Source organism: Streptomyces sp. NPDC057136 (assembly GCF_042670885.1).
Taxonomy (GTDB): Bacteria; Actinomycetota; Actinomycetes; order Streptomycetales; family Streptomycetaceae; genus Streptomyces.
Map to the genome: position 1 here is coordinate 79,944 of NZ_JBHUUV010000014.1, position 26,571 is coordinate 106,514.

Annotated in this window: 25 protein-coding genes and 1 pseudogene; 7 read left to right on the forward strand and 19 right to left on the reverse strand. The window is 69.5% G+C overall.

Going from position 1 to position 26,571, the window contains the following annotated elements; translation table 11 throughout:
* Positions 1-912: 912 nt before the first annotated feature.
* The 6 genes from ACFT7S_RS18815 to ACFT7S_RS18840 all read right to left on the reverse strand — a co-directional run bounded on the left by ACFT7S_RS18815 (position 913) and on the right by ACFT7S_RS18840 (position 6,558).
* The gene (locus ACFT7S_RS18815) at positions 913-2,004 is read right to left on the reverse strand and encodes an LCP family protein (protein ID WP_382733021.1); all 1,092 of its coding nucleotides are present in this window, start codon (positions 2,002-2,004) and stop codon (positions 913-915) included.
* Positions 2,001-2,696 (reverse strand): hypothetical protein, encoded by a 696-nt coding sequence (locus ACFT7S_RS18820; protein WP_382733023.1) that lies wholly within the window; start codon positions 2,694-2,696, stop codon positions 2,001-2,003. Before ACFT7S_RS18820 ends, ACFT7S_RS18815 begins: the two co-directional genes overlap by 4 nt.
* Positions 2,693-3,463 carry an FkbM family methyltransferase gene (locus ACFT7S_RS18825; protein ID WP_382733025.1) on the reverse strand — a complete coding sequence of 257 codons (771 nt, stop codon included), beginning with the start codon at positions 3,461-3,463 and terminating at the stop codon, positions 2,693-2,695. The genes ACFT7S_RS18820 and ACFT7S_RS18825 overlap by 4 nt, the downstream gene beginning before the upstream one ends.
* Positions 3,460-4,302, reverse strand: a complete 843-nt coding sequence (locus ACFT7S_RS18830; protein ID WP_382733028.1) for a WecB/TagA/CpsF family glycosyltransferase — start codon at positions 4,300-4,302, stop codon at positions 3,460-3,462. The genes ACFT7S_RS18825 and ACFT7S_RS18830 overlap by 4 nt, the downstream gene beginning before the upstream one ends.
* A gap of 8 nt (positions 4,303-4,310) precedes the next feature.
* Positions 4,311-5,444, reverse strand: a complete 1,134-nt coding sequence (locus tag ACFT7S_RS18835) for an MraY family glycosyltransferase (protein ID WP_382733031.1) — start codon at positions 5,442-5,444, stop codon at positions 4,311-4,313.
* 112 nt (positions 5,445-5,556) lie between these two features.
* Positions 5,557-6,558, reverse strand: coding sequence for an NAD-dependent epimerase/dehydratase family protein (locus ACFT7S_RS18840; RefSeq protein WP_382733034.1), 1,002 nt, complete (start codon positions 6,556-6,558; stop codon positions 5,557-5,559).
* Between the two features lie 133 nt (positions 6,559-6,691).
* Between ACFT7S_RS18840 and ACFT7S_RS18845 the strand changes: the two genes are divergently transcribed.
* Positions 6,692-8,110 carry a nucleotide sugar dehydrogenase gene (locus tag ACFT7S_RS18845; protein WP_382733036.1) on the forward strand — a complete coding sequence of 473 codons (1,419 nt, stop codon included), beginning with the start codon at positions 6,692-6,694 and terminating at the stop codon, positions 8,108-8,110.
* Positions 8,111-8,395: 285 nt separating this feature from the next.
* Here ACFT7S_RS18845 and ACFT7S_RS18850 read toward each other — a convergent pair whose 3' ends face one another.
* Positions 8,396-8,728, reverse strand: coding sequence for an ArsR/SmtB family transcription factor (locus ACFT7S_RS18850; RefSeq protein WP_382733039.1), 333 nt, complete (start codon positions 8,726-8,728; stop codon positions 8,396-8,398).
* A gap of 99 nt (positions 8,729-8,827) precedes the next feature.
* Here ACFT7S_RS18850 and ACFT7S_RS18855 point away from each other — a divergent pair, with 99 nt between their 5' ends.
* Positions 8,828-9,139: a putative quinol monooxygenase gene (locus tag ACFT7S_RS18855; RefSeq protein WP_382733042.1), complete on the forward strand. Its 312-nt coding sequence runs from the start codon at positions 8,828-8,830 to the stop codon at positions 9,137-9,139.
* Here the strand turns inward: ACFT7S_RS18855 and ACFT7S_RS18860 are convergent.
* From ACFT7S_RS18860 to ACFT7S_RS18870, 3 genes and pseudogenes are all read right to left on the reverse strand, one after another.
* A pseudogene (locus ACFT7S_RS18860) lies at positions 9,136-9,790 on the reverse strand (M23 family metallopeptidase). The gene ACFT7S_RS18855 and the pseudogene ACFT7S_RS18860 overlap by 4 nt on opposite strands.
* A 339-nt stretch (positions 9,791-10,129) precedes the next feature.
* Positions 10,130-12,043, reverse strand: coding sequence for an AMP-dependent synthetase/ligase (locus ACFT7S_RS18865; protein ID WP_382733044.1), 1,914 nt, complete (start codon positions 12,041-12,043; stop codon positions 10,130-10,132).
* A 109-nt stretch (positions 12,044-12,152) separates the two neighbouring features.
* On the reverse strand, positions 12,153-13,430 hold the full coding sequence (locus ACFT7S_RS18870; RefSeq protein ID WP_382733236.1) for an acetyl-CoA C-acetyltransferase: 1,278 nt from the start codon (positions 13,428-13,430) through the stop codon (positions 12,153-12,155).
* A gap of 99 nt (positions 13,431-13,529) precedes the next feature.
* Between ACFT7S_RS18870 and ACFT7S_RS18875 the strand changes: the two genes are divergently transcribed.
* Together ACFT7S_RS18875 and ACFT7S_RS18880 are read left to right on the forward strand one after the other, a co-directional pair.
* Complete coding sequence (locus ACFT7S_RS18875; RefSeq protein ID WP_382733047.1) at positions 13,530-14,855, forward strand: 3-oxoacyl-ACP reductase; 1,326 nt, start codon at positions 13,530-13,532, stop codon at positions 14,853-14,855.
* 5 nt (positions 14,856-14,860) lie between these two features.
* A complete protein-coding gene (locus tag ACFT7S_RS18880; protein WP_382733049.1) occupies positions 14,861-15,718 on the forward strand; it encodes a MaoC family dehydratase in 858 nt (285 codons plus the stop codon).
* Between the two features lie 12 nt (positions 15,719-15,730).
* On the opposite strand, the gene ACFT7S_RS18885 is transcribed toward ACFT7S_RS18880, so the two are convergent.
* Complete coding sequence (locus tag ACFT7S_RS18885; protein WP_382733239.1) at positions 15,731-16,348, reverse strand: TetR/AcrR family transcriptional regulator; 618 nt, start codon at positions 16,346-16,348, stop codon at positions 15,731-15,733.
* 291 nt (positions 16,349-16,639) lie between these two features.
* Here ACFT7S_RS18885 and ACFT7S_RS18890 point away from each other — a divergent pair, with 291 nt between their 5' ends.
* Entirely contained in the window at positions 16,640-17,833 is a 1,194-nt protein-coding gene (locus ACFT7S_RS18890; protein WP_382733051.1) for an alpha/beta hydrolase family protein, read from the forward strand.
* Between the two features lie 84 nt (positions 17,834-17,917).
* Here the strand turns inward: ACFT7S_RS18890 and ACFT7S_RS18895 are convergent, their stop codons facing one another.
* The 5 genes from ACFT7S_RS18895 to ACFT7S_RS18915 all read right to left on the reverse strand — a co-directional run bounded on the left by ACFT7S_RS18895 (position 17,918) and on the right by ACFT7S_RS18915 (position 22,495).
* The gene (locus ACFT7S_RS18895; protein WP_382733054.1) at positions 17,918-19,303 is read right to left on the reverse strand and encodes a dicarboxylate/amino acid:cation symporter; all 1,386 of its coding nucleotides are present in this window, start codon (positions 19,301-19,303) and stop codon (positions 17,918-17,920) included.
* A gap of 449 nt (positions 19,304-19,752) precedes the next feature.
* Positions 19,753-20,046 carry a DUF4229 domain-containing protein gene (locus tag ACFT7S_RS18900; RefSeq protein WP_382733056.1) on the reverse strand — a complete coding sequence of 98 codons (294 nt, stop codon included), beginning with the start codon at positions 20,044-20,046 and terminating at the stop codon, positions 19,753-19,755.
* Positions 20,047-20,121: 75 nt separating this feature from the next.
* Positions 20,122-20,679 carry a GNAT family N-acetyltransferase gene (locus ACFT7S_RS18905; protein WP_382733058.1) on the reverse strand — a complete coding sequence of 186 codons (558 nt, stop codon included), beginning with the start codon at positions 20,677-20,679 and terminating at the stop codon, positions 20,122-20,124.
* 106 nt (positions 20,680-20,785) lie between these two features.
* Positions 20,786-21,949, reverse strand: coding sequence for an aminofutalosine synthase MqnE (gene mqnE / locus ACFT7S_RS18910; RefSeq protein ID WP_382733242.1), 1,164 nt, complete (start codon positions 21,947-21,949; stop codon positions 20,786-20,788).
* Between the two features lie 90 nt (positions 21,950-22,039).
* Complete coding sequence (locus tag ACFT7S_RS18915; protein WP_030803885.1) at positions 22,040-22,495, reverse strand: Lrp/AsnC family transcriptional regulator; 456 nt, start codon at positions 22,493-22,495, stop codon at positions 22,040-22,042.
* Between the two features lie 121 nt (positions 22,496-22,616).
* Between ACFT7S_RS18915 and ACFT7S_RS18920 the strand changes: the two genes are divergently transcribed.
* Positions 22,617-22,763: a hypothetical protein gene (locus ACFT7S_RS18920; RefSeq protein ID WP_382733062.1), complete on the forward strand. Its 147-nt coding sequence runs from the start codon at positions 22,617-22,619 to the stop codon at positions 22,761-22,763.
* A 22-nt stretch (positions 22,764-22,785) separates the two neighbouring features.
* On the opposite strand, the gene ACFT7S_RS18925 is transcribed toward ACFT7S_RS18920, so the two are convergent.
* Positions 22,786-23,457 carry a UbiX family flavin prenyltransferase gene (locus ACFT7S_RS18925; protein WP_382733245.1) on the reverse strand — a complete coding sequence of 224 codons (672 nt, stop codon included), beginning with the start codon at positions 23,455-23,457 and terminating at the stop codon, positions 22,786-22,788.
* 122 nt (positions 23,458-23,579) lie between these two features.
* Between ACFT7S_RS18925 and ACFT7S_RS18930 the strand changes: the two genes are divergently transcribed.
* Positions 23,580-24,191, forward strand: a complete 612-nt coding sequence (locus tag ACFT7S_RS18930) for a rhomboid family intramembrane serine protease (protein WP_382733065.1) — start codon at positions 23,580-23,582, stop codon at positions 24,189-24,191.
* Here the strand turns inward: ACFT7S_RS18930 and mqnP are convergent.
* Together mqnP and ACFT7S_RS18940 are read right to left on the reverse strand one after the other, a co-directional pair.
* Positions 24,181-25,083, reverse strand: a complete 903-nt coding sequence (gene mqnP, locus ACFT7S_RS18935; protein WP_382733067.1) for a menaquinone biosynthesis prenyltransferase MqnP — start codon at positions 25,081-25,083, stop codon at positions 24,181-24,183. The genes ACFT7S_RS18930 and mqnP overlap by 11 nt on opposite strands.
* Positions 25,080-26,537, reverse strand: coding sequence for a menaquinone biosynthesis decarboxylase (locus ACFT7S_RS18940; RefSeq protein WP_382733070.1), 1,458 nt, complete (start codon positions 26,535-26,537; stop codon positions 25,080-25,082). Before ACFT7S_RS18940 ends, mqnP begins: the two co-directional genes overlap by 4 nt.
* Between the last annotated feature and the right edge of the window lie 34 nt (positions 26,538-26,571).

Consider the following 26,571-nt stretch of genomic DNA (forward strand, 5'->3'; position numbering starts at 1 on the left):
CGCCGGCCTTCACCCGGTTCGACGACGGTGGGGACGGGCACACGAGCGAGGGCGGGCTACTGCGGTACGTGACAAGCTCCACAGCTCCATCCGTGGCACGCCCGGGAGGTGACACGCTGACTGAGAGCGGTGGGCTCGCCGCCGGTGGTCGTCTGGGCGGGCGACGCCTGGGGAGGCCCCACCAAGCCCGTACGGCGGCGCGACCTGGCATGGATGCGCTGCGCGGACCAGGTCTTCAGTGTGGCCATGGGTCCTCAGGCACGGCTGCTGCACCGCCTCTGCGGCCGCCCGGTCCGCTACGTTCCCAACGTGGTGCAGGAGCCGTTCTTGCATGACCGGTGCGATCACGAACCTCGTGGGGTCGCGCTGATCGGCAAACGGCTGACGTACTGCGGCGTCGAACTCATCCCGGGCGACCGGGCCCGGCAGACTCTTGTCCGGCAGTTGCAGCGGCTGCCCGAGGGGAAGTTCTCGCTGTACGGCGGGGGATGGAGAGGTCGGGGTACCCGCGGTCAGGTGCCCTATCAGCAGCAGCTGGGGGCGATGCGCCGCTCGCTGATCACGGTCGGCCGGGACCGCTACCCCGGTCATACCGGCTACTTCTCCGACCGGCTGCCGACTGCCATGACCGCCGGGCGGGTCCATGCCAGTTCGCGCCAGCCCGGACTGGAGTGGCTGCCCGGCCCGGACCACGGTCTGCACCTTGTACGTACCCCGGCCGATGCAGCCGCCCGGGTCCGGCAGCTGTTGGCCGAGGAGCCCGACAAGTTGCTCACGACGGCCCGTCATCTGAGCCGGTGGGCCCGCCGAGCGGCTGACGCAGCGATACGCGCTGTGCCACATGCTCGGCGGGTATCTGCCCATGCCCGCGCCGCCCACCGACCCATGGGAAGGGTTCTGACGCCCGCCCGGTCAGAAGTTGACGTCCCGGTCCTTGCGGAGTCCCTCGAAGACCTGGTTCGCATCCGGCTGAACCAGTTCGTCGTATTCCTGGTTGGCGTCGGCCGGACGCCGGGGCAGGATGATGAATCTGGTGTTCGAGCTGTTGACCGCGTCTCCCCCGCCGATCAAGGTGTACAGCTCCTTGATCGAGTCCAGGCCCGAGTCCGCGGTCAGCGACGAGGTCACAGCGCGCAGCAGCGGATAGATCCGACCGGGGCTCTTCAGCGTCCCGCCTTCGACCACCTTGTCCATCAGGGCATGCATAAAGTGCTGCTGACGGCCCATGCGCTGCGTGTCACTGCCGTCGCCGACCCCGAGCCTGGTCCGTACGTAGACCAGAGCCTGGACGCCGTTCAGTCGCTGCTGACCCGGCTTCAGCCTGATACCCGTCTCCGGGTCGTACACCGGCACGTCGACCCGGACATCGACTCCGCCGACGGCATCCACCATTCTCCTGAATCCGGAGAAATCGATCACCACGTGGTGATCGATACGGATACCGCTGAGATTCTCGAAGGTCCGGATGGTGCAGGCCGGCCCGCCGAGCTCGAAAGCAGCGTTGAACTTCGCGCGCTGGGCCCGGATGTGGCCGCCGCCGTCGGGTGTACGGCAGCTGGGAATATCGACCAACAGGTCCCTGGGCACGCTCATCAGGGCTGCCCGTGTCCGGTCGGCCGAAAGATGGAGCAGCATGGTCGTGTCGGCGCGCTGTGTGCCCATGCCTGCCTCCTTGTCGGAGCCGAGCAGCAGGATGTTCTGGGCCCGCTCGCCCCCGCGGCCGGAGTCGGAGGCAGAGCCGGGGCGCCCTTGCGGGGCCTCGGCCAGTGCCCGCTCGGTGGCCGCGTCGGTACGGATATTGTTGTCGAGGCGTTCGTAGAAAAACCAGCCCGCACCTGCCGCGGCGACGACCGCGGCGGCTGCCGTCCAGGCGGCGATGCGCACGAACCGATGACGTCTGTAACGTGTCCCGCCGGCCGGGTCCGGCTTCCCGAGGCCGCTCGCGAGCGCGCTCTGCGGTCCGTGCTCCGGCTGGGGCCTGTCGTCGGATGCTCTATCCGTCATGGACCATTCCTTCCACTCCGTCTGCGAATCTGCGGGCCATGTCCTGCACCGTGTAGCGCACGGCGTCCGCCCGGCAGGCCGCACTCAGCCGGGCCAGCCGGTCCGGCTCCGCGAGCAGCCGCGTCACGTGTGCCGCATACGAGTTGGGGCAGTGTGCGTCCACGATCAACGTGTTGCGGTCGTGCTCCAAGTAGGAGAACTCCGGTCCGTGCGCGGCGTTCGAGGCAGCGATCAGCCGTTCCCAGTGCGAAGGAGTCCACGGCGACCAGGCCCACTGCGCCCGGCACCATCAGTACGTCGGCGACGGTCCCCAGCCGCGCCTTGTCCTCGCTGTCCACCATGCCGAGGTAGTGGACGGGCCCGCCCGGTCTCTGCGCCTCCTCCACCAGTACGCGCTGGTTGCCGTCCCCTGCGACCAGCAGCCGGAAGCCGGGGAGGACCGCGGCCGCCGCCCGCGCCGCGACCACGAGCGCCCGCAGTGCGCGTGCCGGTGAGTGCCCGCGCCCGGTGGCCACCGTCACCGCACAGTCCAGCAGGTACCAGGGCCGGGTGCGGAGGTCGTCGGTGTGTGCGGCGTGTACCAGAACCTCGTGTCCGGCCCGGTGCAGCGCGGCTGCCTGGTCGCACACGGCCTCGTTCTCACCGCCGGGCACAGCTGATCCATAGAAGCTGTGGACCAGCGCGATTCTCATGCGCGGGCCTCGGCCGCGACGGACCGGCGCGTGCCCGTGGTCTCGTCGTCCCGGAACAGCACGAGGTCGCACTGGAGCATCCGTCCGTCGCGTGGATCGGTGAAGCCGGGCACGACGGACATCAGGCTGAGTCCGAGCTCTCCCGTGGCCAGGTCCAGCGCCTGATCGAAGAGCAGCCCGCCCTCGTACAGCGGTACGAAGGACGTCTCGATCTGCAGTCCTGTGCATGCGGGGGCGTACACACCTGCCCCGCGCAGGACGTGCGCTTCGTATCCCTGTACGTCGAGTTTGAGGAAGACCCGTTCGGCCGGGGTGCTGATCTGCTGCCACAGCTCGTCGAGTCTGTGTACCTCCACCGTCTCCGTGCCGGTGTACGAGGCATGCGGGGCGGCGTCCCGGTGGCCGGCCAGCATGGGCAGGACGGAGCTGCTGGCACCCGAGTTGCCTGCGACGTTCATCGCAGTCGTACGGGTGCGGTCGCCGAGTGCGTAGGGGAGGACGTCCCAGTCCGGGTCGCCCGCGGCCTTGGCGTTGAGCTCGGCGCGGGCGGCGCCGAGTGGTTCGAAGGAGACGATGCGGCCGCGGTATCCGGAGTCCCGCAGCATCGTCCCGTACCCACCTGCGTGTGCCCCGACGTCCAGCACCAGGTCGATCTCGAACCGGTTGAGCAATTGGACGAGTTGGGGGCCACCCCACGAGGCCGGGTAGCGGGCGATGTCAATACCGAAGCTCCGTGCGACGTTGCGCATCCGGTGGAGAAGAGTCATGCGCGTGCTCCCTTGAAAGCTGCCCTGATGAACCGGGGATGCCCCCACAGCACACGGTGGGCCAGCCGGCGCGGTTCGCTGCAGAGCCGGAAAAGCCACTCCAGGCCGCTGTGCTGCATCCAGAGCGGGGCCTGTGGCTTGTTGCCGGAGACAAAATCGAAGGCCGCACCCACCGCCACATAGACGGCGGGATGCGCGGCAGCGAGGCGGGCCGCCTCGTGGTCCTGCTTGGGGGTGCCCAGGCCGAGCCAGACGATGTGTGCGCCACTGGACCGGATCCGGTCCAGCTGCTCCTGCTGTTCCGCGGTCGTGAGTTCACGGAACGGCGGCGCCTGGGAGCCCACGATGATCGCGGCGGGGTACCGGGCCCGAAGTTCGGCGCCGAGCCTTTCCAGCACCTCGGGGGTCGAGCCGAGCAGGTAATGGCGCAGGCCGGCCCGTTGGCCGGCGCGGAAGACGTTGAGGAAGAGGTCCGGACCGTACACGCGCATCGGTGGAACATTGCGGTGCATGAGCCGGTTCGCCCACACCACGCCCTGGCCGTCGGGGAAATTGAGCGTGGCGGCACACAGCAGGCGGTGCAGGCGTGCATCACTGTCAGCGAGGGCCAGGGTGTAGGCGTTGCAGAGATGGACGTCTGCGCCTTCGCCCCGGAGGGCCAGGCGTACGAGCGTCGCGGCGGCGTCATCGGGGGTGGTGGCCGCGACCGGGACACCCGCGCAGAGGACGGTGGCCGGGGCGGCCGATGCGCCAGGGACACCCTCGGCCGTGTCGTCGGCCGTGTCGGCCGGTTCCGTGGCCGCGGTGAATACGTGCGCGGCCGTCGCATCGTGCGGCATGTGCGTTGTCACTTTCTGTCTCCGGCCAGACCGGCGGCGGACCGGCGGACCGGCCGCGCCCTCATGGCTGCCTCGGTGTGGCCGCTGCCGACGACGACCTGCGGCACGATGGGCGCGGTACCCGTCCGGACACCGTCGGCTGCGGAGTGCGGAGCGCCGTAGACCGGAATCCTGAGCAGCCGGCCGATCACGGCCACCGCACCCACCATCAGCGCGAGCACCGTCAGCGCAGGCACCTGGCCCGCGTACACCAGCGTGCCGACGAGGGCTCCCGCGGACGCACCGAGTCCCAGCACGACCGCGGCGCCCGGTGCGGTGAAGCGGATCCGGAGCAGCCGGTGGGCGATGTGGTCGGTGCCGCCCAGCAGCACCGACCGGGTCGCCCGTCGACGGGAGACCACGACCAGCGCCGTATCAGCGAGGGCAACGACGGTCAGCGCCGGCAGTGATACCCAGTTGGCCCGTCCGTCAGGTGCCTGCGCGTGGACAAGGACAGCGGCGGAGGCAAGCAGGAATCCGGTGAACAGGGAGCCGCAGTCGCCGAGGAAGATCTGGGCGGGGTGCCAGTTGTGGATCAGGAATCCGCCGAGTGAGGCCATCAGCACGGCCAGCAGCAGCACGATCCCGAGCCGGCCGTCCACTGCGGCGCAGACCAGCAGGCCGGACGCGGTGATCACGGCGACCGCACCCATGGCACCGTCGGAGTTGTCCAGCAGATTGAAGGCGTTGGTGAGGAAGACGATCCAGACCACGGCGAGAACGCCCGCCATGAAGGAGAGTCCGGCGAACGACACAACGACAGCAGCTGCGGCTGCCTCGAAGGCCAGCCGCAGCCGAGCGCCGAGCGGCCGCAGATCGTCCACCAGCCCGAGCATCGCCACCGCGCCGGATACGGCGAGCAGGCGCATGACGGCGGTCCCCGGTTCCGTCATGCCTGTCCAGTGGCCGGCGCAGAGAACCCCCGCGGTGGCCAGGAGGACGGACACGCCGCCGAGATGAGGGGTGGGACGGGCGTGTGCCTTGCGGGCTGCAGGCCGGTCCACCGCGCCGACGCGCAGGGCGAGTCGGCGGACTGCTGCGGTGAGCGCCGCCGTGACCAGAAGTGCGGCCACGGCAGACACGACTGTCTGGAGCACGCTCACGCGCCTGCCTCCTGCTTGCGGGTGCCCGTTTTCGGTCGACCGCTGATCCGCGTCCTGATGCCCAGGTCCTGGCTCACGCGTCTGCGCATGTCGGTGGGGCCGTCCCGCCGCATCACGCCAGTGCGGGCAGCTGCTCGGCCCGCACCTCACTGATCGTCGCGTCGAGGATGTCGTCGAGGCTGCGCTGCGGGCGCCAGCCGGTGAGTTCCCGCAGCTTGGTGGTGTCCGGGAGCCTGCGCTCCATGTCCTCGAATCCCGGTCCGTATGCGTCGTCGAAGGAGATGGTGTCGATGCGGGAATCGCTCCCGGCCCTACGGACAATGCGGGTGGCCAGGTCCCTGATGGAGGTCTCCTCGGCTCCCCCGACGTTGAACACGCCACCGACCGCTGCCGGATGGTGCAGCAGAAGGAGCAGAGCCTCGACCGCGTCCGCGACATGGGTGAAGCAACGGCGCTGGGACCCGTCGCCGTAGACCGACAGCGGTTCTCGCGCAACGGCCTGGCGCACCAGCCGGGGGATGACCATTCCGTATGCCGGGCTCTGCCGCGGCCCGACCGTGTTGAAGAGCCGGACAACCGTGGTGGGCAGGCCGTACTCACGGTGATACCCGAACGCGAGGATCTCCTCGACCGCCTTCGCTGTCGAGTAGGACCAGCGCGCAACCGACGTCGCGCCCAGCACCCGGTCGGAGCTCTCGTTCAGCGGGCCTCCGGAGTTCTTCCCGTAGATCTCCGACGTGGAGGCGAGCAGCACGGGCCGGTCGTGGCGCCGGGCTGCCTCGATGACATGTTCCGCACCGCGCACATTGGTGAGGAAGGAACTCAGCGGCCGCTCGACGATCAGTTTCACACCGACGGCGGCGGCGAGATGGACGACCGCGTCGCATCGTCCGGTCAATTCGTCGACGAGTGCCGGGTCGAGAACGGAACCGCGCACGAAGCGCAGCCGCGGAGTGTCATGCCCGGCGAGGTTGTCCTCGCTCCCGGTGGACAGGTCGTCCAGCACGACGACGCTGTCCCCTCGGGCAAGCAGGGCATCCGTGAGATGCGAGCCGATGAAACCGGCACCGCCAGTGACCAGATACGTCATTGCGGTGGAGGAAGCGACAGTCATATCGCGCCGTTCAGTTGCGGTATCGGGGTGATGCACAACGCCACACTGGTGGAGCCGCTCAATAACTTAGGCGCTCATGTCCGAATATGAGCTGAATGACACGGTTCGTCACACATTGATTGGACATGGGCGCATGGAATCGAGCACATACACGTCCGGGCGTGAGCGCATCGAGGGGCACACGGATACGCGTGTCCCTCTGAGTCACTTGGTAGTCATCGGCCTCGGATACGTAGGACTACCGCTGGCAGTACGGGCGGCCGAGGCCGGATTCCGTGTCACCGGGCTCGACCTCGACGAGCGGCGCACGAAGGAGTTCGCCTCCGGCCGATCCCACACCGAGGACATCCCCGACGCACGGCTGCTGAAGGCCATGGACTCCGGGAGACTGTGCGTCTCGACGTCGTACGAGGACGCCAAGGGCTTCGACATCTGCGTGATTGCCGTACCCACGCCGTTGCGCGGCGGCACACCGGACCTCAGCTGCGTCGAGAGCGCGGCCCGCTCCATCGCCCCCCTGCTCACCCCGGGCGCAACCGTGATCCTGGAGTCGACGACGTACCCGGGCACCACCGAGGAAGTACTGCTGCCGCTGCTGGAGGCGGGCAGCGGGCTGCGGGCGGGCGCACCGGAGAGCCGGTGTACGGAAGCAGGCGTGGACGGGCACGGCGGCATGGTCACGGACCCGTACTTCCACGTCGGCTACAGCCCCGAGCGCATCGACCCGGGCAACAAGCGGTGGCATCTGGAGAACACCCCCAAAGTCGTCGCCGGTATCGACGCCGCATCGCTGCGAAGCGTCGAGGCCTTCTACGCCCGGATCGTCGATCGGACCGTGCCGGTCAGCTCACCGCGTACCGCCGAGTTGACCAAGCTCCTGGAGAACACCTTCCGGCACGTGAACATCGCCCTCATCAACGAACTCGCGATGTGCGCCCGCCCGCTCGGTGTGGACATCTGGGAGGCCGTCGACGCCGCAGCGACCAAGCCCTTCGGTTTCATGCCGTTCTGGCCGGGCCCCGGGGTCGGTGGCCACTGTCTGCCGGTGGACCCCTCGTATCTTTCGTGGGAGGTCCGGCGCAAGCTCCATCACGATGTGCGCTTCGTGTCACTGGCCAACGAGATCAACGAGCAGATGCCCGCTCATGTGGTGCAGCGTATCGAGGACGGCCTCGGGCGCCCACTGGCCGGCGCGGCGCTGCTCATCCTGGGGCTGGCGTACAAGAGGAACAGTGGTGACGTACGGGAATCCCCCGCCGTCGCCGTGGCGGAACTGCTGAAGGAGCGGGGGGCCCGGGTGCGCGCGGTGGAACCCTACGCCGAACCCCGGCTGCTGCCGGATGACGTCCTGTGTGTGGAACTCACCGAGGAAGAGGTGGCGGCGGCCGACGCCGTGGTGATCACAACCGATCACGATGTGTTCGACTATCCGATGGTGCTGCGGCATGCGCGCTATCTCTTCGACGCCCGCAACCGCTGCCACACCGTTGACGGCCTGCCGGCCCAGAACAGCGCCCGGACGCAGCCGGCCGGCAGACCGGACAGGCTGTGAGGGCACGCTCCGGGCCGGCCTCGTCCAAGCGGAAAGGTCAAGCTCGACGGCGACGAAGCCGCCCTGCACCTTCGGGCACCCAACGGCCGGAACAAGTGCTCCTCGCCCTCGCCTCTGCACGTGATCATCTCTCGCACGGGCGGGGGCGGCGGTGTTGGCCTCGGATCCTCGGGAACCTTCTGGACCCTGCCGCAAGTCAGCGGAACTGAGCCCACGCTCAAGCCACTTGACCGCGTCCACAGCCAGGGAGCGAGACGCACCATGGCGGTGACGGGCCGGGCGCACTTACTCGCCGGGCCCACGGTCGCCGGTCTCGGCGGTAAGGATGGCGAGGAGGCCGGGGAAGCAGGCCTCGATCTCTGATCGGCGGAGGCCGGCCATCCGGCTGTTTCCCCTGTTGACCTGCCGGACCAGCCCGGCCTCGCGCAGCGTGCGGAAGTGGTGGGTGACCGTCGCCTTCGAGACGGGCAGCGCAAAGGAGCTGCACGTTCGCGCCGTGCCGTCCGGCGCGAGGGCCAGCTCGCGCACCACCCTGCGGCGTAGCGGGTCGGCGAGCGCGGACAGCACCTTGCCGAGCTCGATCTCCTCGACAGCCGGGTGCCCCTCGTCGTCGGGCATGGCGACTCCCTCAGGTACGCCTTGAATCGTACCTATGGCGAATGTTACCGTCCGCGAGGTACGAGATCAATCGTACCTTGAGCAGCAGGGAGAGCCCGGATGGACCAGCTCGTCACGCTCGTCGGCATCGCCCGCCCCAAGCCCGAACGCGCAGAGGAGCTCAAGCAGTTGCTGCTCTCCTTCGTGGAGCCCACCCGGCAGGAGCCGGGCTGCCTGGAGTACCACTTCCACGAGGACCGCGACGAGCCCGGCGTCTTCGTGTTCTACGAGGCGTGGCGCAGCCAAGGGGACCTCGACGCCCACCTGGCGCTGCCCCACCTCCATGCCTTCCGGGAGCGCCGGATGGACTACCTGGCCAGCGACTTGGAGATCCGCTTCCTGACGATGCGGAGCCCGTACGACAAGGCCTAGCAGTTCGGGATCACCGTGCCGTTGTTGTCGCGGGCCTCGTCGTTGCCCCAGCGGGAGAGGTAGTACGCCGAGACGTACGCGCCGTAGCCGTTCCTGCCCGCGTAGACCATGTCCAGGTCCGTCTTCAGCCACCAGTGGTTGTAGCTGCTGCCCGAGCCGATCTGCTGGCCCCAGACCTTGCAGTAGACGTAGTTCGTGCCCGCGTTGAGCACGCCCTGGGCATCGTTCGTGTTGGCCGTCGCGTAGCCCGTGGCGTTGGCGAAGGTGTCGACCCAGTACGGGAGACCTGGGCTCCGTTGGCGACCGAGTACGAGGCCAGGTGGAAGTAGTACGTCCTCCAGCCGCCGCCGTGGTCGATGGCGATGTAGTTGCCCGCACCGGCCGGCTCGGAGTAGCGGTACGCGGTGCCGCCCGAGGAGGCGAGGACGGCCGAGCCCGCCGTGGCGCCGCCGTCCGTGCGGACGAAGTCCAGGGCCTGTCTGACCTCGGCCGAGTGGTGGCTGTAGGTCCACTGCTGGCCGCAGGCGAACGGCGCCTTGAAGTTCGGTGCCGCCGCGGCGGGGTCGCCGTGGCCGTGACGGTGAGCAGGCCCGCGAGGAGGGAGAGCAGGGCGAGCAGCGAGAGACGTATCGAGCGTGTACGTGTGCGCATTCGTCCTCCGAGTGGGAGCGGTGGAAGCAGTCGAAGCAGGGGGGCACAGGGGTAAGCGGATTTGGACCGACCGGCAAATGGGGGGCGGAAGAAGAAGCGGGGCTGGGTGCGTGCAGCTGCAAGGCGGAGGATTGAGGCATGGCGAATGGGGTCTCCCCTGCTCGAACGAAGTTGAGAGCTTGGGGAAGAAGCCGAGAGCTTGGGGGAGTGCGTGCCCAGCCCCGCGACGCCGCCCCCCATTTGCCGGTCGGTCTTAAGAGTGCCGGAGCTTCGACTTCCGCAGTAGACCCAAAAGGCGGGCCCAACTGGGCCCGCCTGTAAGGGAGTCGGTGGATCTCGCTACTTTCGGTACAGCGCTTCGATCTCCGCCTCGAAGTCCCGCGCGATCGCCACCCGCTTCAGCTTCAGGGACGGCGTCAGATGGCCGCTCTCCTCCGTGAAGTCGACCGGCAGCACGGTGAACTTACGGATCGACTCCGCGCGCGACACCAGCCGGTTCGCCTCGTCCACCGCGCGCTGCAGCGCCGCACGGAGGTCGTCGTCGTTCACGAGGTCCCTCATAGGGATGTCCTGCTTCTTGCGCATCTGGCGCCAGTGCGCGATGCCGTCCGGTTCCAGGGTGATCAGCGCGGTGACGAACGAACGGTTGTCGCCGAGCACCATGCACTGGCCGACCAGCGGGTGCGCCCGCAGCCAGTCCTCCAGCGGAGCCGGGGTGACGTTCTTGCCGCCGGTCGTGATGATGATGTCCTTCTTGCGGCCGGTGATCGTGAGGTAGCCGTCCTCGTCGAGCGCGCCCAGGTCACCGGTGGCGAACCAGCCGTCGTCCAGATGCGGCACCGCCGTCCCCCGCTCGGCGTCCCAGTAGCCCTGGAACACCTGGCCGCCCCGCAGCATGATCTCCCCGTCGTCCGCGATCCGCACGGCGGTACCCGGCAGGGGCCAGCCCACCGTGCCGAGGCGGGGTTTGAGGGGCGGGGTCACCGTGTGGGCCGCGGTGGTCTCCGTCAGGCCGTACCCCTCGAAGATCTCGATGCCCGCGCCCGCGTAGAACGCGGCGAGCCGGTGGCCGAGCGGGGAGCCGCCGCAGATCGCGTACCGCACGTGCCCGCCGAGCGCGGCCCGGATACGGCGGTAGACCAGCGGGTCGTAGAGTGCCCGGGCCATGCGCAGGCCGAGTCCGGGGCCGGGGCCCGTACCGTGTTCGGCGGCCTCGATCGCCTCGCCGTAGCGCCGGGCGATGCGGGCGGCCCGGTCGAAGGACGAAGCGCGGCCCATCTTCTCGGCGGTGGCCCGGCCGGTGTTGTACACCTTCTCCAGCACATACGGGATGGCCAGCAGGAACGACGGTTTGAAGCCCGCGAGGTCGGCCAGGAGATCCTCGGTCTGGATGGAGGGGGCGTGCCCCAGACGCACCCTCGCCCGCATGCAGCCGATGGCGACCATCCGGCCGAAGACGTGGGAGAGGGGGAGGAAGAGGAGTGTGGAGGCCGGGTACTTGGAGACCGACTTGAAGACCGGGTGGAGCAGCTCGATGGCGTTGTCGACCTCGGCGAAGAAGTTGCCGTGGGTGAGGACGCAGCCCTTGGGGCGGCCCGTGGTGCCGGAGGTGTAGATCAGGGTGGCGGGGGTGTCGGGTTCGAGCATGGCCCGGCGGGCGGTGACGGCCTCGTCGGGGACGTCCTTGCCGAGGGCCTTGAGCCGGCCGATGGACCCGGTGTCGAACTGCCAGAGGTGCGCGAGATCGCCGAGCTGCTTGCGCTCCTGGCTGATCAGCCGGGCCTGTTCGGTCGTCTCGACGGCGCAGGCGACGACGCCGGCGTCCTGGAGTATCCAGCGCGCCTGGAACGCGGACGAGGTCGGGTAGATGGGTACGGTGACCAGCCCCGCTGCCCAGGACGCGAAGTCGAGCAGCGTCCACTCGTAGGTCGTACGGGCCATGATCGCGACCCGGTCGCCGCTCTGGAGACCCTCGGCGATCAGCCCCTTGGCGACGGCGGTCACCTCCGCGGCGAACTCGGCGGCCGTCACGTCCTGCCAGCTGTCGTCGGACTGCTTGCGGCTGAGCACCGCCTCGGCGGGGGCCTCGTGGGCGTTGAGGAAGGGGATCTCGGCGAGCGAGCCGCGGCGGACGGGCGGGGCGAAGGCGGGTACGGAGACCTCTCGTACCGTTCCGTCGGCCGCCCTGACCTTGGTCGGCTCGACGAGGGCGGGGCGGGAAGGGGTGACGGGGGCGGAGACTGGCGTCGACACGTGCGGCTCCTCATCGGGGTGGGGCGGGGCGGTCACCGGGTCCGTCCGGTGGCCCTTTCGTGCTCAAGCGCCGGACGGGCTTGATTGTGCTGGCCGTGCGACCACGTCGTCAGGGGCGCTCCAGGACGGCCGTGACTCCCTGGCCGCCCGCTGCGCAGATCGAGATCAGGCCGCGGCCCGGCCCGTCCCGTTCCGCGAGGAGCTTGGCGAGGGTGGCGACGATCCTGGCTCCCGTCGCCGCGAACGGGTGCCCGGTCGCGAGCGAGGAGCCCGCCACGTTGAGCTTGTCCCGGTCGACGGGGGCGAGGCCCTGCTTCTCCCAGGCCGCGAGCGTGGCCAGCACCTGGGAGGCGAACGCCTCGTGGATCTCGAACAGGTCGAAGTCCTCGATGGTGAGTCCGGCGCGTTCCAGCAGGCGGGGTACGGCGTGGGCGGGCGCCATCAGCAGCCCGTCCTCGCCGTTCACGTAGTCGACGGCCGCCGTCTCGTAGAGGGAGAGATACGCGAGCGGTTCCAGGCCACGCCGCTCCGCCCACTCCTCGCTCGCCAGCAGGACCGTGGCGGCCCCGTCGGTGAGCGGGGTCGAGTTGCCCGCCGTCATCGTCGCGTCGGCGTGGCCGGTGCCGAACACCGGCTTCAGCGTGGCGAGTTTCTGCACCGTGGAGCCGGGGCGCAGGTTCTGGTCGCGGGCCAGACCGCGATGCGGGACGACGAGGTCGTGCAGGAAGCCCCGCTCGTACGCGGCGGCGAGCCGCTGGTGACTGGTGGCCGCCAGAAGGTCCTGGTCCTCGCGGCTCACGGACCACCGGCGGGCGGTGACCGCGGCGTGCTCGCCCATCGAAAGGCCGGTGCGCGGTTCGGCGTTGCGCGGGATGTCCGGGACGAGATGCCGGGGACGTACACCCGCGAGTGCCTTGATACGGCCGCCCGTCGACTTCGCGCGGCGCGCCGCCAGCAGGAGCCTGCGCAGCTCGTCGTTGACGCCGAGGGGTGCGTCGCTGGTGGTGTCGGAGCCGCCCGCGATCGCGGAGTCGACGGCGCCTAGCGCGATCTTGTTGGCGGCGGCGATGACGGCCTGGAGGCCGGTGCCGCACGCCTGCTGAATGTCGTAGGCGGGGGTACGCGGGTCGAGGCCGGAGCCGAGGACGGTCTCCCGGGCCAGGTTGAAGTCCCGGCTGTGCTTGAGGACGGCGCCCGCGACGAACTCGCCGACCTGCTGCCCCGCCAGGCCGTACCGCTCGACCAGCCCGTCGAGCGCGGCGGTCAGCAGGTCCTGGTTGGATTCCTGCGCGTACGGGCCGTCGGAGCGTGCGAACGGGATGCGGCTGCCGCCGATGACCGCGACCCTGCGCGGCTGCGGGAGTGCCAGGGGGATCACGGCGACCAGCTCGTCTCGATCGGCCTCGGGCAGCTCATCTCGACCTACTCCTGACTCCTGAGTAACCTTACTTAGGAGTAAATCTACGACTGAGCAGGAGTCTGGACAATGGCCGACCGCTATCTGCACGTCACCGGCACAGCACCCGGCCGATTCCTGACCCGCAGGCTGGGACTGCCGCAGCCGGCGCCCCTGCGACGGTGGTCCCTGGAGACCCCTTCCCTCGACGGCCCGTTGCTGCACCTCACCGCGGGTCCGTCGACGGTCACGGACGAACTCGGCGCGCTCCTCGGCAGGACCGGCCTGAAAGTCACGGACCGCGCCGAGCGCCCCGTCGGCATCGTCGTGGACGCGACCGCCGTCACCACCGCCGCCGGACTCGGCGGCGTGCACGCCGCGCTCCACCCCGTCATACGCTCCCTCGCCCCGGGCGGCCGCGTCGTCGTCCTCGGCGCCCGGCCCTCCCCCGAGGACCACCACCAGGCGGCGGCCCAGCAGGGACTCGAAGGGTTCGTACGCTCCCTGGGCAAGGAGGCCGGCAAGGGCTCCACCGCCCAACTGCTCCGGATCGCCCCCGGAGCCGAGGGCGTCACCGCCGCCGAGTCCACCCTCCGCTTCCTGCTCTCCCCCAAGTCCGCGTACGTCAGCGGCCAGGTCATCGAACTCAGCGCCGCCACGCCCGACCCGGTCCCCGACTGGGCCGCACCCCTCACCGGCCGCACCGCCCTGGTCACCGGCGCCGCACGCGGGATCGGCGCCTCGGTCGCCTCCGTGCTCGCCCGGGACGGAGCCACCGTGATCTGTCTGGACATCCCGCAGTCGAGGGACGAACTCGTGCGCACCGCCAACCGGTTGGGCGCCACCGCACTCCCCCTGGACATCACCGCACCCGACGCCGCCGACCGCATCGCGGCCGTCGCCCCGGACGGCCTCGACATCCTGGTCCACAACGCGGGCATCACCCGCGACCGGCGACTCGCCAACATGCCCGCCGAGCGCTGGGCCTCCGTCATCGAGGTCAACCTCGACAGCGTGCTGCGCACCACCGACGCCCTGCTCAAGGCGGGCACGCTCAACCGGGGCGGCCGGATCGTCGCCACCGCGTCCATCGCCGGGATCGCGGGCAACAACGGCCAGACCAACTACGCGACCAGCAAGGCGGGCATCATCGGCCTCGTCCGCTCCCTCGCCCCGCGCGCCGCCGCCGACCACGGCGTCACGGTCAACGCGGTCGCCCCCGGCTTCATCGAGACGAAGATGACCGCCGCCGTGCCCTTTTTCATCCGCGAGGCGGGCCGACGCATGAACTCCCTTTCCCAGGGCGGACTTCCGGTCGATGTCGCCGAGGCGACGGCCTGGTTCGCACAGCCCGCGTCCAGCGCCGTCAACGGCCAGGTCCTGCGGGTCTGCGGCCAGAGCCTCCTGGGGGCGTGAAACGGATGCCGAGCCCGATCGCTTCCCTCGTACGCGGGGCCGTCACGTCCCCGTTCAAGCAGGCCGGCCGGCCCGGCGCCGAACTGCCCGCCACCCGGCTCACCCTCCCGCCCGCACCCGTGGAACCCGGCCGCCTCGCCGCGTACAGCAGGATCTGCGGCTTCTCCGAGTCGGGCGCGCTGCCGCTCACGTACCCCCACGTCCTGGGCTTCGCCCCGGCCATGCGGCTGATGACGGACCGGGCCTTCCCGCTGCCCGTCGTCGGGCTCGTCCACACCTGGATCGAGATCACCCGCCACCGGATCCCGAAGCCACAGGATGCCTTCGAACTCTCGGTGTACGCGGATGAGTTGAGGCCCCACCGGCGGGGCACCGAGGTCACGATGGTGACGGAGGCGCGGCTCGCGGGTGAGCTGGTGTGGGAGTCGCGGAGCGGCTACCTCTCCCGCCACGGAACACAGCAGGGCACGGGGTCCATGCCCCCGCCCACCCTTCCACCATCGCCCACCACGCCCGCCACACTGCCCGTCGTTGCCGAGTGGCCGCTGGCCGCGGATCTCGGGCGGCGCTACGGCGCCGTGTCCGGTGACCGCAACCCGATCCACCTGTATCCGCTCACCGCCCGGCTGTTGGGCTTCCCGCGGGCCATCGCGCACGGCATGTGGACCGTCGCCCGCTGCCTCGCCGAGACCGGCGAACCGGGCCGCGTCCGGCATGTACGGGCCGACTTCAGGGCCCCCGTCCTGCTGCCGTCCACCGTGACGTACGCGTCAGACACCACACGTACGGGCAACGCATTCGAACTGCGCGACGTCACCGGCCGCGTCCACCTCACCGGAAGGACGGCCCAGGACAGGCCCTAGGGCCTGTCCGGCTCAGCTCTCCCGCTGCCAGGGCCGGCCGTTCATCAGGTTCTCCAGGCCGGCCCAGGAGAAGTTCATCAGGGTGGCCGCGGCCTCCTTCGCCGAGACCCCAGGGGTGTCGTTCGCCCACCCGGCCAGCGCCTCCGCGGCCCCCACGAGCGCCTGCGCCAGCCCGGCGACATCCCGGTCGGGGAGCGCCGGATCGTGGTGCGCCTCGCGCGCAGCGGCCCCGATCAGACCCGTCACGAACGCAACGATCTCGTTCCGCATCACCACTACCTCGGTGGCGAACGGCTCCCCGTGCGTCAGTGCCTGTCGGTGCAACACCGCCCAGCCGTCCGGGTTCTCCGCCGTGTGCATGAAGAACGCCCGCAGCCCGGCCCATAGTTGGCGGTCGGCGGACAGTCCCGGCTCCACTCCGACCTGTACCGCTTCCACCAGCGCCTTTGCCTCGCGGCGGATACAGGCGGTGAAGAGTTCCTCCTTGGAATTCAGGTACAGATAGACCAGCGGCTTGGACACACCGGCCAGCTCCGCGATCTCGTCCATCGAGGCGGCCCGGTAGCCGAGCTGCCCGAACGTCCGCACCGCGGCATCCATCATCTGCTGCTCACGCACGGCGCGTGGCATCCGTTTGCTCTTCACAACTCCCACGACATATTCCTCCCACCCCCGACTGCGCCACTCCTCGGCAAGAGTATGTCGCGGGTCCCGCACCCCCCGTACGCACAGTCCCGCTCCCTTGGCCGAAAGCGGCCCCCGAACTGCCCCTGCGCAACGCACGAAACCGCCCTCGCACGACGCCCGCCAACCCCGACGGGGGTAGGGGAAAACCGGCTCTCCGCCGTCCGTCCAGGGTCGGAGACGGCGTACCTCCCGGGGGCGATGTGGCGGCCACGGCCGCGTCCTAGCGTTGCGTGCATGACCAGTCACCGCAGCCGGGCAGCCGTCGCGGCGCTCGCCCTGACCCTGCTCCTCGCGACACCCGCCACCGCCGCCACGGCCCTCTCCGCACCGGATGCGGCCCCGGCCACCGAAGCCGTCTCCGCCTCCCACTCCTTACTGGAACTGCCCCGCCCCACCGGCCCGTACGCGACCGGCCGCGACACCCTGCATCTGACCGACACGAGCCGCCTCGACCCCTGGGTCCCGACAGCGGGCGCACGGGAGTTGATGGTGTCCGTCACCTACCCGGCGCGGCCGGGCACCGGCGGCAGGCCCGCGCCGTACATGACCACGGAGGAGGCCCGGCTGCTGCTGGCGGGCAAGGGCCTGGAGGACGCCGTCCCCGCCACCACCGTCGCGACCACCCGCACCTATGCCCGCACCCACGCCCCCGCCGCCCGGGGCCGCTTCCCGCTGGTGGTGCTCTCCCCCGGCTTCTCCACGCCGCGTACGACCCTCACCGGCCTCGCCGAGGAACTGGCGAGCCGTGGATACGTCGTGGCGACCGTCGACCACGCCTACGAGTCGACCGGCACCGCGTTCCCCGGCGGGCGGGTGCTCACCTGCGTCGCCTGCGACCGGGTCAGGGAGACCGGGCCCGAGGGCATGGAGCTGGTGTCCGAGGGCCGGGCCGCCGACCTCTCGTTCGTCATCGACCGGCTGACCGGGCGCCACCCGGCCTGGCACCGGGCCGGCGTCATCGACCGGCAGCGGATCGGGGTCGCTGGCCATTCCATCGGCGGCAGCGCCGCCGCGTCGACGATGGCCACCGACCCGCGCGTGCACGCCGGGATCAACATGGACGGCACCTTCGCCGACCCGGTCCCCGCAACCGGCCTCGGCGACCGGCCGTTCCTGATGCTGGGCTCCACCGCCGACCACAGCCCCGGCGGCGACGACAGCTGGGACAGTGGCTGGCCGGCCCTGGACGGCTGGAAGCGCTGGCTGACGGTCGACGGCTCGGGCCACTTCTCCTTCACCGACATCCCGGCGCTCGCCCAGCAACTGGGCATCGAGGACCCCGAGACACCGATCTCCGGCGAGCGGTCGACCGTCATCACCCGGGAGTACGTCACGGCCTTCTTCGACCAGCATCTGCGCGGCATCCACCGGCCGCTCCTGGACGGCCCGACACCGGGCAACCCGGAGGTCAGGTTCGTCAGCCCCTGACGCACGAGTGCCGTACGCACGCGCCGGACGCACGAGTGCCCCGGATCGGCTGATCCGGGGCACTCGATGTCACAACAGGTTGCCTTACGCGGGGACCGGTACGGCGTCCTTGCGGTCCGCATCGACATCGACATCGACATCGACGTCACTGTTCTCGATCTCTTCGACCGGGGAGGCCGAGGCCGAGTTGTACGCGTCGTGGTCGAGGATCTTCTCGCGGGAGGCGACGATCACCGGGACCAGCGCCTGTCCTGCCACGTTCGTGGCGGTGCGCATCATGTCCAGGATCGGGTCGATCGCCAGCAGCAGACCGACGCCCTCCAGCGGGAGGCCCAGCGTCGAGAGGGTCAGCGTCAGCATGACCGTTGCACCGGTGAGACCCGCGGTGGCCGCCGAACCGATGACCGAGACGAACGCGATCAGGATGTAGTCACCGATGCCGAGCTGCACATCGAAGATCTGCGCGATGAAGATCGCCGCCAGCGCCGGGTAGATCGCGGCGCAGCCGTCCATCTTCGTGGTGGCGCCGAACGGCACCGCGAAGGACGCGTACTCCTTCGGGACACCGAGACGCTCGGTGACCTTCTGGGTGACGGGCATCGTGCCGACCGAGGAGCGGGAGACGAAGGCCAGCTGGATCGCGGGCCAGGCGCCCTTGAAGAACTGGAGCGGGCTGACCTTGGCGACCGTCGCGAGCAGCAGCGGGTAGACGACGAACATCACCAGGGCGCAACCGATGTAGACGTCGGCGGTGAACGTCGCGTACTTGCCGATCAGGTCCCAGCCGTAGTCGGCGATCGCGTAGCCGATGAGGCCGACGGTGCCGAGCGGGGCCAGGCGGATGACCCACCACAGGGCCTTCTGGAGGAGCTCGAGGATCGACTCGCTGAGCGCGAGGATCGGCTTGGCCTTGTCACCGAGCTGGAGCGCGGCGATACCGGCGACGGCCGCCATGAAGACGATCTGCAGGACGTTCAGCTCGGTGAACGGCGTGATGATGTCCGTGGGGATGATGCCGGTCAGGAAGTCCAGCCAGGAGCCGGCGCTCTCCGGCTTGGCGCCGTCCTTCGGGGTGAGGCCGGTGCCGGCGCCCGGGTTGGTGATCAGGCCGATCGCGAGGCCGATGGCCACGGCGATCAGCGAGGTGATCATGAACCAGAGCAGCGTGCGGGTGGCGAGCCTGGCGGCGTTGTTGACCTTGCGCAGGTTGGTGATCGACACCAGGATCGCGAAGAAGACGAGGGGCGCGACGGCCAGCTTGAGCAGCTGGACGAAGATGTGGCCGACCTGGTCGAGCGTGGTGTAGAGCCAGTCGATGTCCTGGCTGCGGGCGAGCCAGCCGAGGAGGACACCGAGGACCAGACCGGTGACGATCTGGGCCCAGAACGGGACCTTCGGTATACGGAAACCGGTACCGGCGCCGGAGGGCTTACCGGTGCCGGTGGTGGTGGACGCGGAGTTCGCGGACACGGACACACTCCTGGGGGACGCAGCGCGACGTACGAGGACACACGTACGGGTCGCGCGGTCGAACGGGGACGGGGGTGCGGCGCCCGCGACAAGGGCGGCGCCGCTGCATGGTGCCGGTTCAGACGTTGCGGCAACAGACCGCGGACATACAGCGGCAGAGATCGACATGCAGGCGCGCCACGAGCGGGATGCTCGCGGCATGGCGGGGGCGCACTGCTGTCTTCATGTCGAACACGTTAACACTTGTACTTTGAGAACCTCAAAGGTCTTCTTTGGCAAGAGGACGCGCCGGTACTCCTCGCAAGGCGCCGGGAAACGGCGAAACCCCAGCGCTGGATGGGGTCTCCCCTGCTCATTAAGAGCTTGGGGAAGGTGGCTCCGGCCTGGGGTTTCGGGCGCCCGGGGGCGCGAGTGTGAGGAAGCTTACGCTCCGCTTACCGGCTGCGGGCTTACTGGACGGCGTCCTCGCGGGTCCGGTTGGCCTCCAGGCGGGCCTTGGTCCGGTCGACCTTCGTGACGAGCTGCTCGGACATCTCGTCACGCTGCTTGCGCAGGAGTATGTAGCTGAGCGGCGCCGAGAGCAGCAGGCCGAGCAGCATGACCCAGATGAAGTTGGAGCCCTTGAGCCCGGCCGGCAGGATTCCGAAGTGGACCGCCACACCGGCGGCGAAGAAGCAGCCAACGAAGATCAACAGGCGCAACGCGGTGTACCGGATCGTTGCGCTCGGCTTGGCAGCGGACACGGCTGACCCTCTCTCTACGTACGACACGTCACAAAACCTGCCCGACCAGTGAAGCATGACCCGAATTCACGTGGTTCAGGGGGCTACCGCGTCGGCTGCGCGCGGCGGGGGAAAGAGCGGGAGAAGCATGATGACGTCGTCGCGGTCGTCGCCCGGGGCGACGCGGATCGCGCCGGGCACGCGGCCCACCTCCTTGTAGCCGCAGGAGGCGTAGAAGCGGTCGGCCCCGGTGCCGCCCCGGCAGGTCAGGCGGATGGCCTCGATGCCGTCGGTCGCGCGGGCCGCGTCGGCCGCCGCCGCCATGAGTTCCCGGCCGAGGCCCTGCCCCTGGAGGCGTGGGTGGACCATCACCGTATGGATGAGCACCCAGTGGGTCATCAGCCGGTGGGTGGTGCGGGCGAGGAAGACGGTGGCGGCGACGGCGCCGCCCTCGTCGTAGCCGACCAGGAGCCGGGTGCGGCCCTCGGCGATCGCGGCAAGATGCCTGAGCAGCTCGGGCCGGATCTCGTCGTGGTTCGCGGGCGGTACGAAGCCGACGGCGCCGCCCGCGTCGGTGACATCGGCCCAGAGTGCGGTGATGCCGTCGTGCAGGGGCCGGTCGAAGGCGGGGTCCAGCTCGAATGTAAGCGCCATAAATCGATGTTATGTATTACAAAGAGTGACCTCAAACGGTGTCCGAACCGCGAGAAAGCCCCGGCGACGGCCGGGGCTTTCGCACAGAACAGGTGCGCCAGGAAGGTCAGACGCGCATCGGCTGCGGCTCTTCGCGCCGGCCGGCGTCCGGACCCGGGTACTCGCGCAGGATCTCGTACCGGGTGTTCCGCTCCACGGGCCGGAAGCCCGCGTCACGGATCAGGTCCAACAGATCGTCACGGCCGAGCTTGTTCGGCGTGCCGTAGTTGTCCGCGTCGTGCGTGATCTTGTACTCGACGACCGAGCCGTCCATGTCGTCGGCGCCGTGCTGAAGGGCGAGCTGGGCGGTCTGCACGCCGTGCATCACCCAGAAGACCTTGACGTGCGGCACGTTGTCGAAGAGGAGCCGCGAGACCGCGAAGGTCTTCAGCGCCTCCGCGCCCGTCGCCATCGTCGTCCGCGCCTGGAGCCTGTTGCGGACCTTGCCGTCCTTCATGTCCACGAAGTCGTGCTGGTAGCGCAGCGGGATGAAGACCTGGAAACCGCCGGTCTCGTCCTGCATCTCCCGCAGCCGCAGCACGTGGTCGACGCGGTGACGGGGCTCCTCGATGTGCCCGTACAGCATCGTCGCCGGGGTCTTGAGCCCCTTCTCGTGCGCGAGACGGTGGATGCGCGACCAGTCTTCCCAGTGGGTGTCGTGGTCGACGATGTGCTGGCGGACCTCCCAGTCGAAGATCTCCGCGCCGCCGCCGGTCAGTGATTCCAGACCGGCTTCGATCAGCTCGTCGAGGATCTCGGAGGCGGTGAGCCCGGAGATCGTCTCGAAGTGGTGGATCTCCGTCGCCGTGAACGCCTTGAGCCCCACGTTCGGCAGGGCTTCCTTCAGCGCGCTGAGCGAGCGCGGGTAGTAACGCCACGGGAGGGTGGGGTGCAGCCCGTTGACGATGTGCAGCTCGGTGAGGTTCTCGTTCTCCATCGCCTTGGCGAGGCGGACGGCCTCCTCGATACGCATCGTGTACGCGTCCTTCTCGCCCGGCTTGCGCTGGAACGAGCAGTACGCACAGGACGCGGTGCATACGTTGGTCATGTTGAGGTGACGGTTGACGTTGAAGTGAACGACGTCGCCGTTCTTGCGCGTACGCACCTCATGGGCCAGTCCGCCCAGCCACGCCAGGTCGTCGGACTCGTAGAGGGCGATCCCGTCCTCGCGGGTCAGCCGCTCGCCGGCCCGGACCTTCTCCTCCAGCTCGCGCTTGAGTCCCGCGTCCACTAGGGCGCCTCCCATATCTCCGTGTAACAGGCTTCGACCACCGTACTCCCCCACCCTTCGGGCTGGAGGGACCCCCTCTGCCGCTTCGCGTCAGCTCTCCTCGGGCAGCTCCCCGACCCGGTTCTCCCACTTCGTGGACAGCACGATCGTCGTACGCGTCCGGGAGACCCCCTTCGTACCGCTCAGCCTGCGGATCGTCTTCTCCAGGCCGTCCACGTCACCGACGCGGACCTTGAGCATGTACGAGTCGTCGCCCGCGATGAACCAGCAGTCCTCGATCTCCGCCAGGTCCTTCAGCCGGTGCGCCACGTCCTCGTGGTCAGCGGCGTCGGAGAGCGAGATACCGATCAGCGCCGTGACCCCGAGCCCCAGCGAGGCGGAGTCGACCGTGGCGCGGTAGCCGGTGATGACACCGGCGGTTTCCAGCCGATTGATGCGGTCGGTGACGCTGGGCCCGGAGAGCCCGACGAGCCGTCCCAGCTCGGCGTACGAGGCCCTGCCGTTCTCCCTGAGGGCCTGGATGAGCTGCCTGTCCACCGCGTCCATATGACTGAAACCTTCCATTGTTCAGCAGTACCGCGAGTTTACGTATAGAATCTAAGGCATGCAGGCTTCAAGGCCTGCAAATCTTTCAGAACATCCAAGAAATGCTTTCGAATCTTCAGGAGTGAACTTCACCGTGTACACGATCGAGATGGCCTACGCCCGGATGCGCGAGCTGCAGGACCTGGCCAACCGCTCGCGTGCCCACCAGCCCGCCGCCGCGCTCCGGATCGACAAGGCCCGGACCCCGCGCGCACTAAAGAAGCGCTGACCCGCACCCCTCGCGAGCAGCATCAGGACCGGGAGCCACCGAGCTCTCCCTCCCAGCGGCGGTAGAGCTGATGCGGCACCCCTGCCGCGTCCAGCACCCGCCCCGCGACGAAATCCACCAGATCCTGGATATGCGTCGCGCCCGCGTAGAACGCCGGAGAGGCGGGCAGCACCACGGCGCCCGCCTCGTCCAGCGCGACCATCTGCTTCAGCGTCTGACCACTCAGCGGAGTCTCGCGCACCGCGACGACCAGCTTCCGCCGCTCCTTGAGCGTCACGCTCGCGGCCCGCTGGAGCAGATCCTTCGACAGACCCAGCGCCACCCCGGCCACACAGGCCGTCGACGCCGGAACGATCAGCATCCCCTTCGCCGGGTACGACCCCGAGGACGGCCCGGCCGCCAGATCGCCGGCCGCCCAGTGCCGTACGCCGTCGAGGTCCGCCTCGCTCACCGCGAAGGTGTCCGGCTTCCCGTCAGCGCCCCGTGCCAGCCAGCCGCGCAGATCCTCGCGCCAGTGCGCGTCGCGGAAAGCGATCCCGGTCTCGTCCAGCAGGGTCAGCCGCGAGGCACGGCTGACCACGAGGTCCACGCTCTCCCCGGCGGCCAGCAGCCCCCGCAGGACCGAGGCCGCGAACGGGGTCCCTGACGCACCGGACACCCCGACAATCCAAGGCCGCCGCCGCTGTTGACTCATCGAAGTCCCGGATTTCACATCTATGAGCCTATCCGGCACCCCGTACCAGGAACCGAGTCAGGGCCCCGGGGCGTTCCGACAGGTGAGGGCCAGGACTGTGCGGGCCCGGGACAGGGGGAGCCATGACCGGCATCCGTAACTCCGCCACCGCCACGGCCACCGGCGCGCGGGCCATCGCAGCCGGCGTCCTGATGCTGGGCTGGGTCGCCCTGCTGTGGGCGCTCGAAGGCATCGACACGGCGACGGGGCATTCACTCGACACGTACGGAATCAGCCCGCGGGAGCCGTCGGAACTGCTCGACGTCGTGCCGTCCGCATTCCTGCACAGCGGCTGGGACCACGTGGCGTCCAACAGCATCCCGCTGCTGGTGCTCGGCTTCATCGCGGCGCTCGCCGGGCTGCGCCGGTTCGCCGCCGTCGTGCTCACCGTCATCGTGATCGGCGGCCTGGGCGTCTGGCTGACCGCCCCGTCCCACACCGTCACGCTCGGCGCGTCCGGTGCGGTCTTCGGCCTCTTCGGCTATCTGCTGGTCCGCGGCTTCGTGGACCGGCGCCCGCTCGACATCGTGGTCGGCGTGATCGTCGCCGCGGTCTACGGCTCGATCCTCTGGGGCGCACTGCCCACCGACTCCGGTATCAGCTGGCAGGGGCACCTCTTCGGCCTGATCGGCGGGGTGGCGGCGGCGTTCGCATTCCGCCGCCCCCGCGATCCCGCCATCAACGTCACGGCGTGAGGCCACGCACCAGCAGATCGAGCAGCGCGCAGGCGAACAGCGCGATGCCGATGAACCCGTTGACCGAGAAGAACGCACGGTTCAGCCGGGACAGATCGTGCGGGCGCACCACCCGGTGCTCGTACACGAAGGCCACGGCGACGATCACCATGCCGACCCAGTAGAGCAGCTCCGCCCCGGTCGCCAGACCGAACCAGACCAGCATGCCGGTCGTCACCGCATGGCAGACCCGCGCACCCCACAGCGCCGCCGGAATCCCGAAGCGCGCGGGGAACGAGAGCACCCCGTGCGCACGGTCGGCCTGCACGTCCTGGCACGCGAAGATCAGATCGAAGCCGCCGATCCAGATCCCGACGGCCAGCCCCAGGATCACCGCGTCCCACGACCAGCTGCCCGTCACCGCGAGCCAGGCGCCGACCGGCCCCATGGCCTGGGCGAGACCCAGGATGGCGTGCGGGAAGTTCGTGAACCGCTTGCCGTACGGGTACACGACCATCGGCACGACGGCGAGCGGCGCCAGCACCAGACAGAGCGGGTTCAGCAGGGCCGCCGCACCGAGGAAGACGACGAGCGCGAGGAGGGCCCCGGTCCACGCCGACTTCACCGACACCGCGCCGGTGACCAGTTCACGGCTCGCGGTACGGGGGTTACGGGCGTCGATCTCCCGGTCGATGATCCGGTTGGCGGCCATCGCGAACGTCCGCAGCCCGACCATCGCGAGCGTGACGAGCAGCAGCGTGCCCCAGTGGATGGTCTCGTCCACCTGGAACATCGCGGTCAGCGCCGCGATGTACGCGAAGGGCAGCGCGAAGACCGAGTGCTCGATCATGACCAGCCTGAGGAACGCCTTGGTCCTGCCGGGCTGAGGCAGTGCGGCGGCGGAGGCGCTCACAGGCCGTACTCCTTCCAGCGACGGTCGACCTTCGCGGCCGTCTCCGGGTCGGACTCGACCATGTCGGGCCAGCCGCCGTCCCGGGTGTAGCCCTCCTCGGGCCACTTCCTCGTCGCGTCGATACCCGCCTTGCCGCCCCAGAACTGCTGGTAGGAGGCGTGGTCGAGATGATCGACCGGTCCTTCGGCGACGGTCAGGTCCCGTGCGTAGTCGGTGTTCCCGAGCGCCCGCCACGCCACCTCGTGGAGGTCGTGGACATCGCAGTCGGAGTCCACGATCACGATCAGTTTGGTCAGCGACATCATGTGCGCGCCCCAGATGGCGCTCATGACCTTCTGCGCGTGCTTCGGGTACTTCTTGTCGATCGAGACGATCGCGCAGTTGTGGAAACCGCCCGCCTCGGGCAGGTGGTAGTTCACGATGTCGGGCACGATGATCTTCAGGAGCGGCAGGAAGAACCGCTCCGTGGCCCGCCCCAGCGGCCCGTCCTCGGTCGGCGGCCGGCCCACCACGATCGACTGGATCAGCGGACGCTTCCGCATGGTCACGCAGTCGATCGTCAGCGCGGGGAACGGTTCCTGCGGCGTATAGAAGCCGGTGTGGTCGCCGAACGGCCCCTCCGGCAGCATCTCCCCCGGCTCCAGCCATCCCTCGATGACGACCTCGGCCTGCGCCGGGACCTGGAGCGGCACGGTCTTGCAGTCGACCATCTCGATCCGCTTGCCCTGGATGAAGCCCGCGAAGAGGTACTCGTCGATGTCACCGGGCAGCGGCGCGGTGGAGGCGTACGTCACGGCGGGCGGCGCCCCGAAAGCGATCGCGACGGGCAGCCGCTCGCCGCGCTTCGCGGCGACCTGGTAGTGGTTGTGGCTGTCCTTGTGGATCTGCCAGTGCATGCCGATGGTGCGCTTGTCGTGGCGCTGAAGGCGGTAGAGCCCCAGATTCCGGATGCCGGTCTCGGGGTGCTTCGTGTGCGTGAGCCCCAGGTTGAAGAAGGAGCCGCCGTCCTTGGGCCAGGTGAAGAGCGCCGGCAGCTGCTCCAGGTCCACGTCGTCGCCGGTGAGGACGACCTCCTGGACGGGAGCCTGCTCGGACTTCACCTTCTTCGGCGGCACGTGCACCATCGAGCCGAGCTTCCCGAACGCCTCGCGGACCCCGACGAAACCGTGCGGCAGCTCCGGCTTGAGAAGCCCGCCGATCTTCTCGCTGATCTCGGCGTAGGACTTCAGCCCGAGCGCCTTGAGGAGCCGCCGGTCCGTCCCGAAGACGTTCATGGCCAGGGGCATGGTCGCCCCCTTGACGTTCTCGAAGAGCAGCGCGGGCCCGCCTGCCTTGTTCACCCGGTCGACGATCTCGCCGACCTCCAGATGCGGGTCGACCTCGGCCTTGATGCGCTTGAGATCGCCCTCGCGCTCCAGAGCCCGGAGCAGGGAACGAAGATCGTCGTAAGCCATGCCGTCCAGTATCGGCCACCCGCTACCCTGGGCC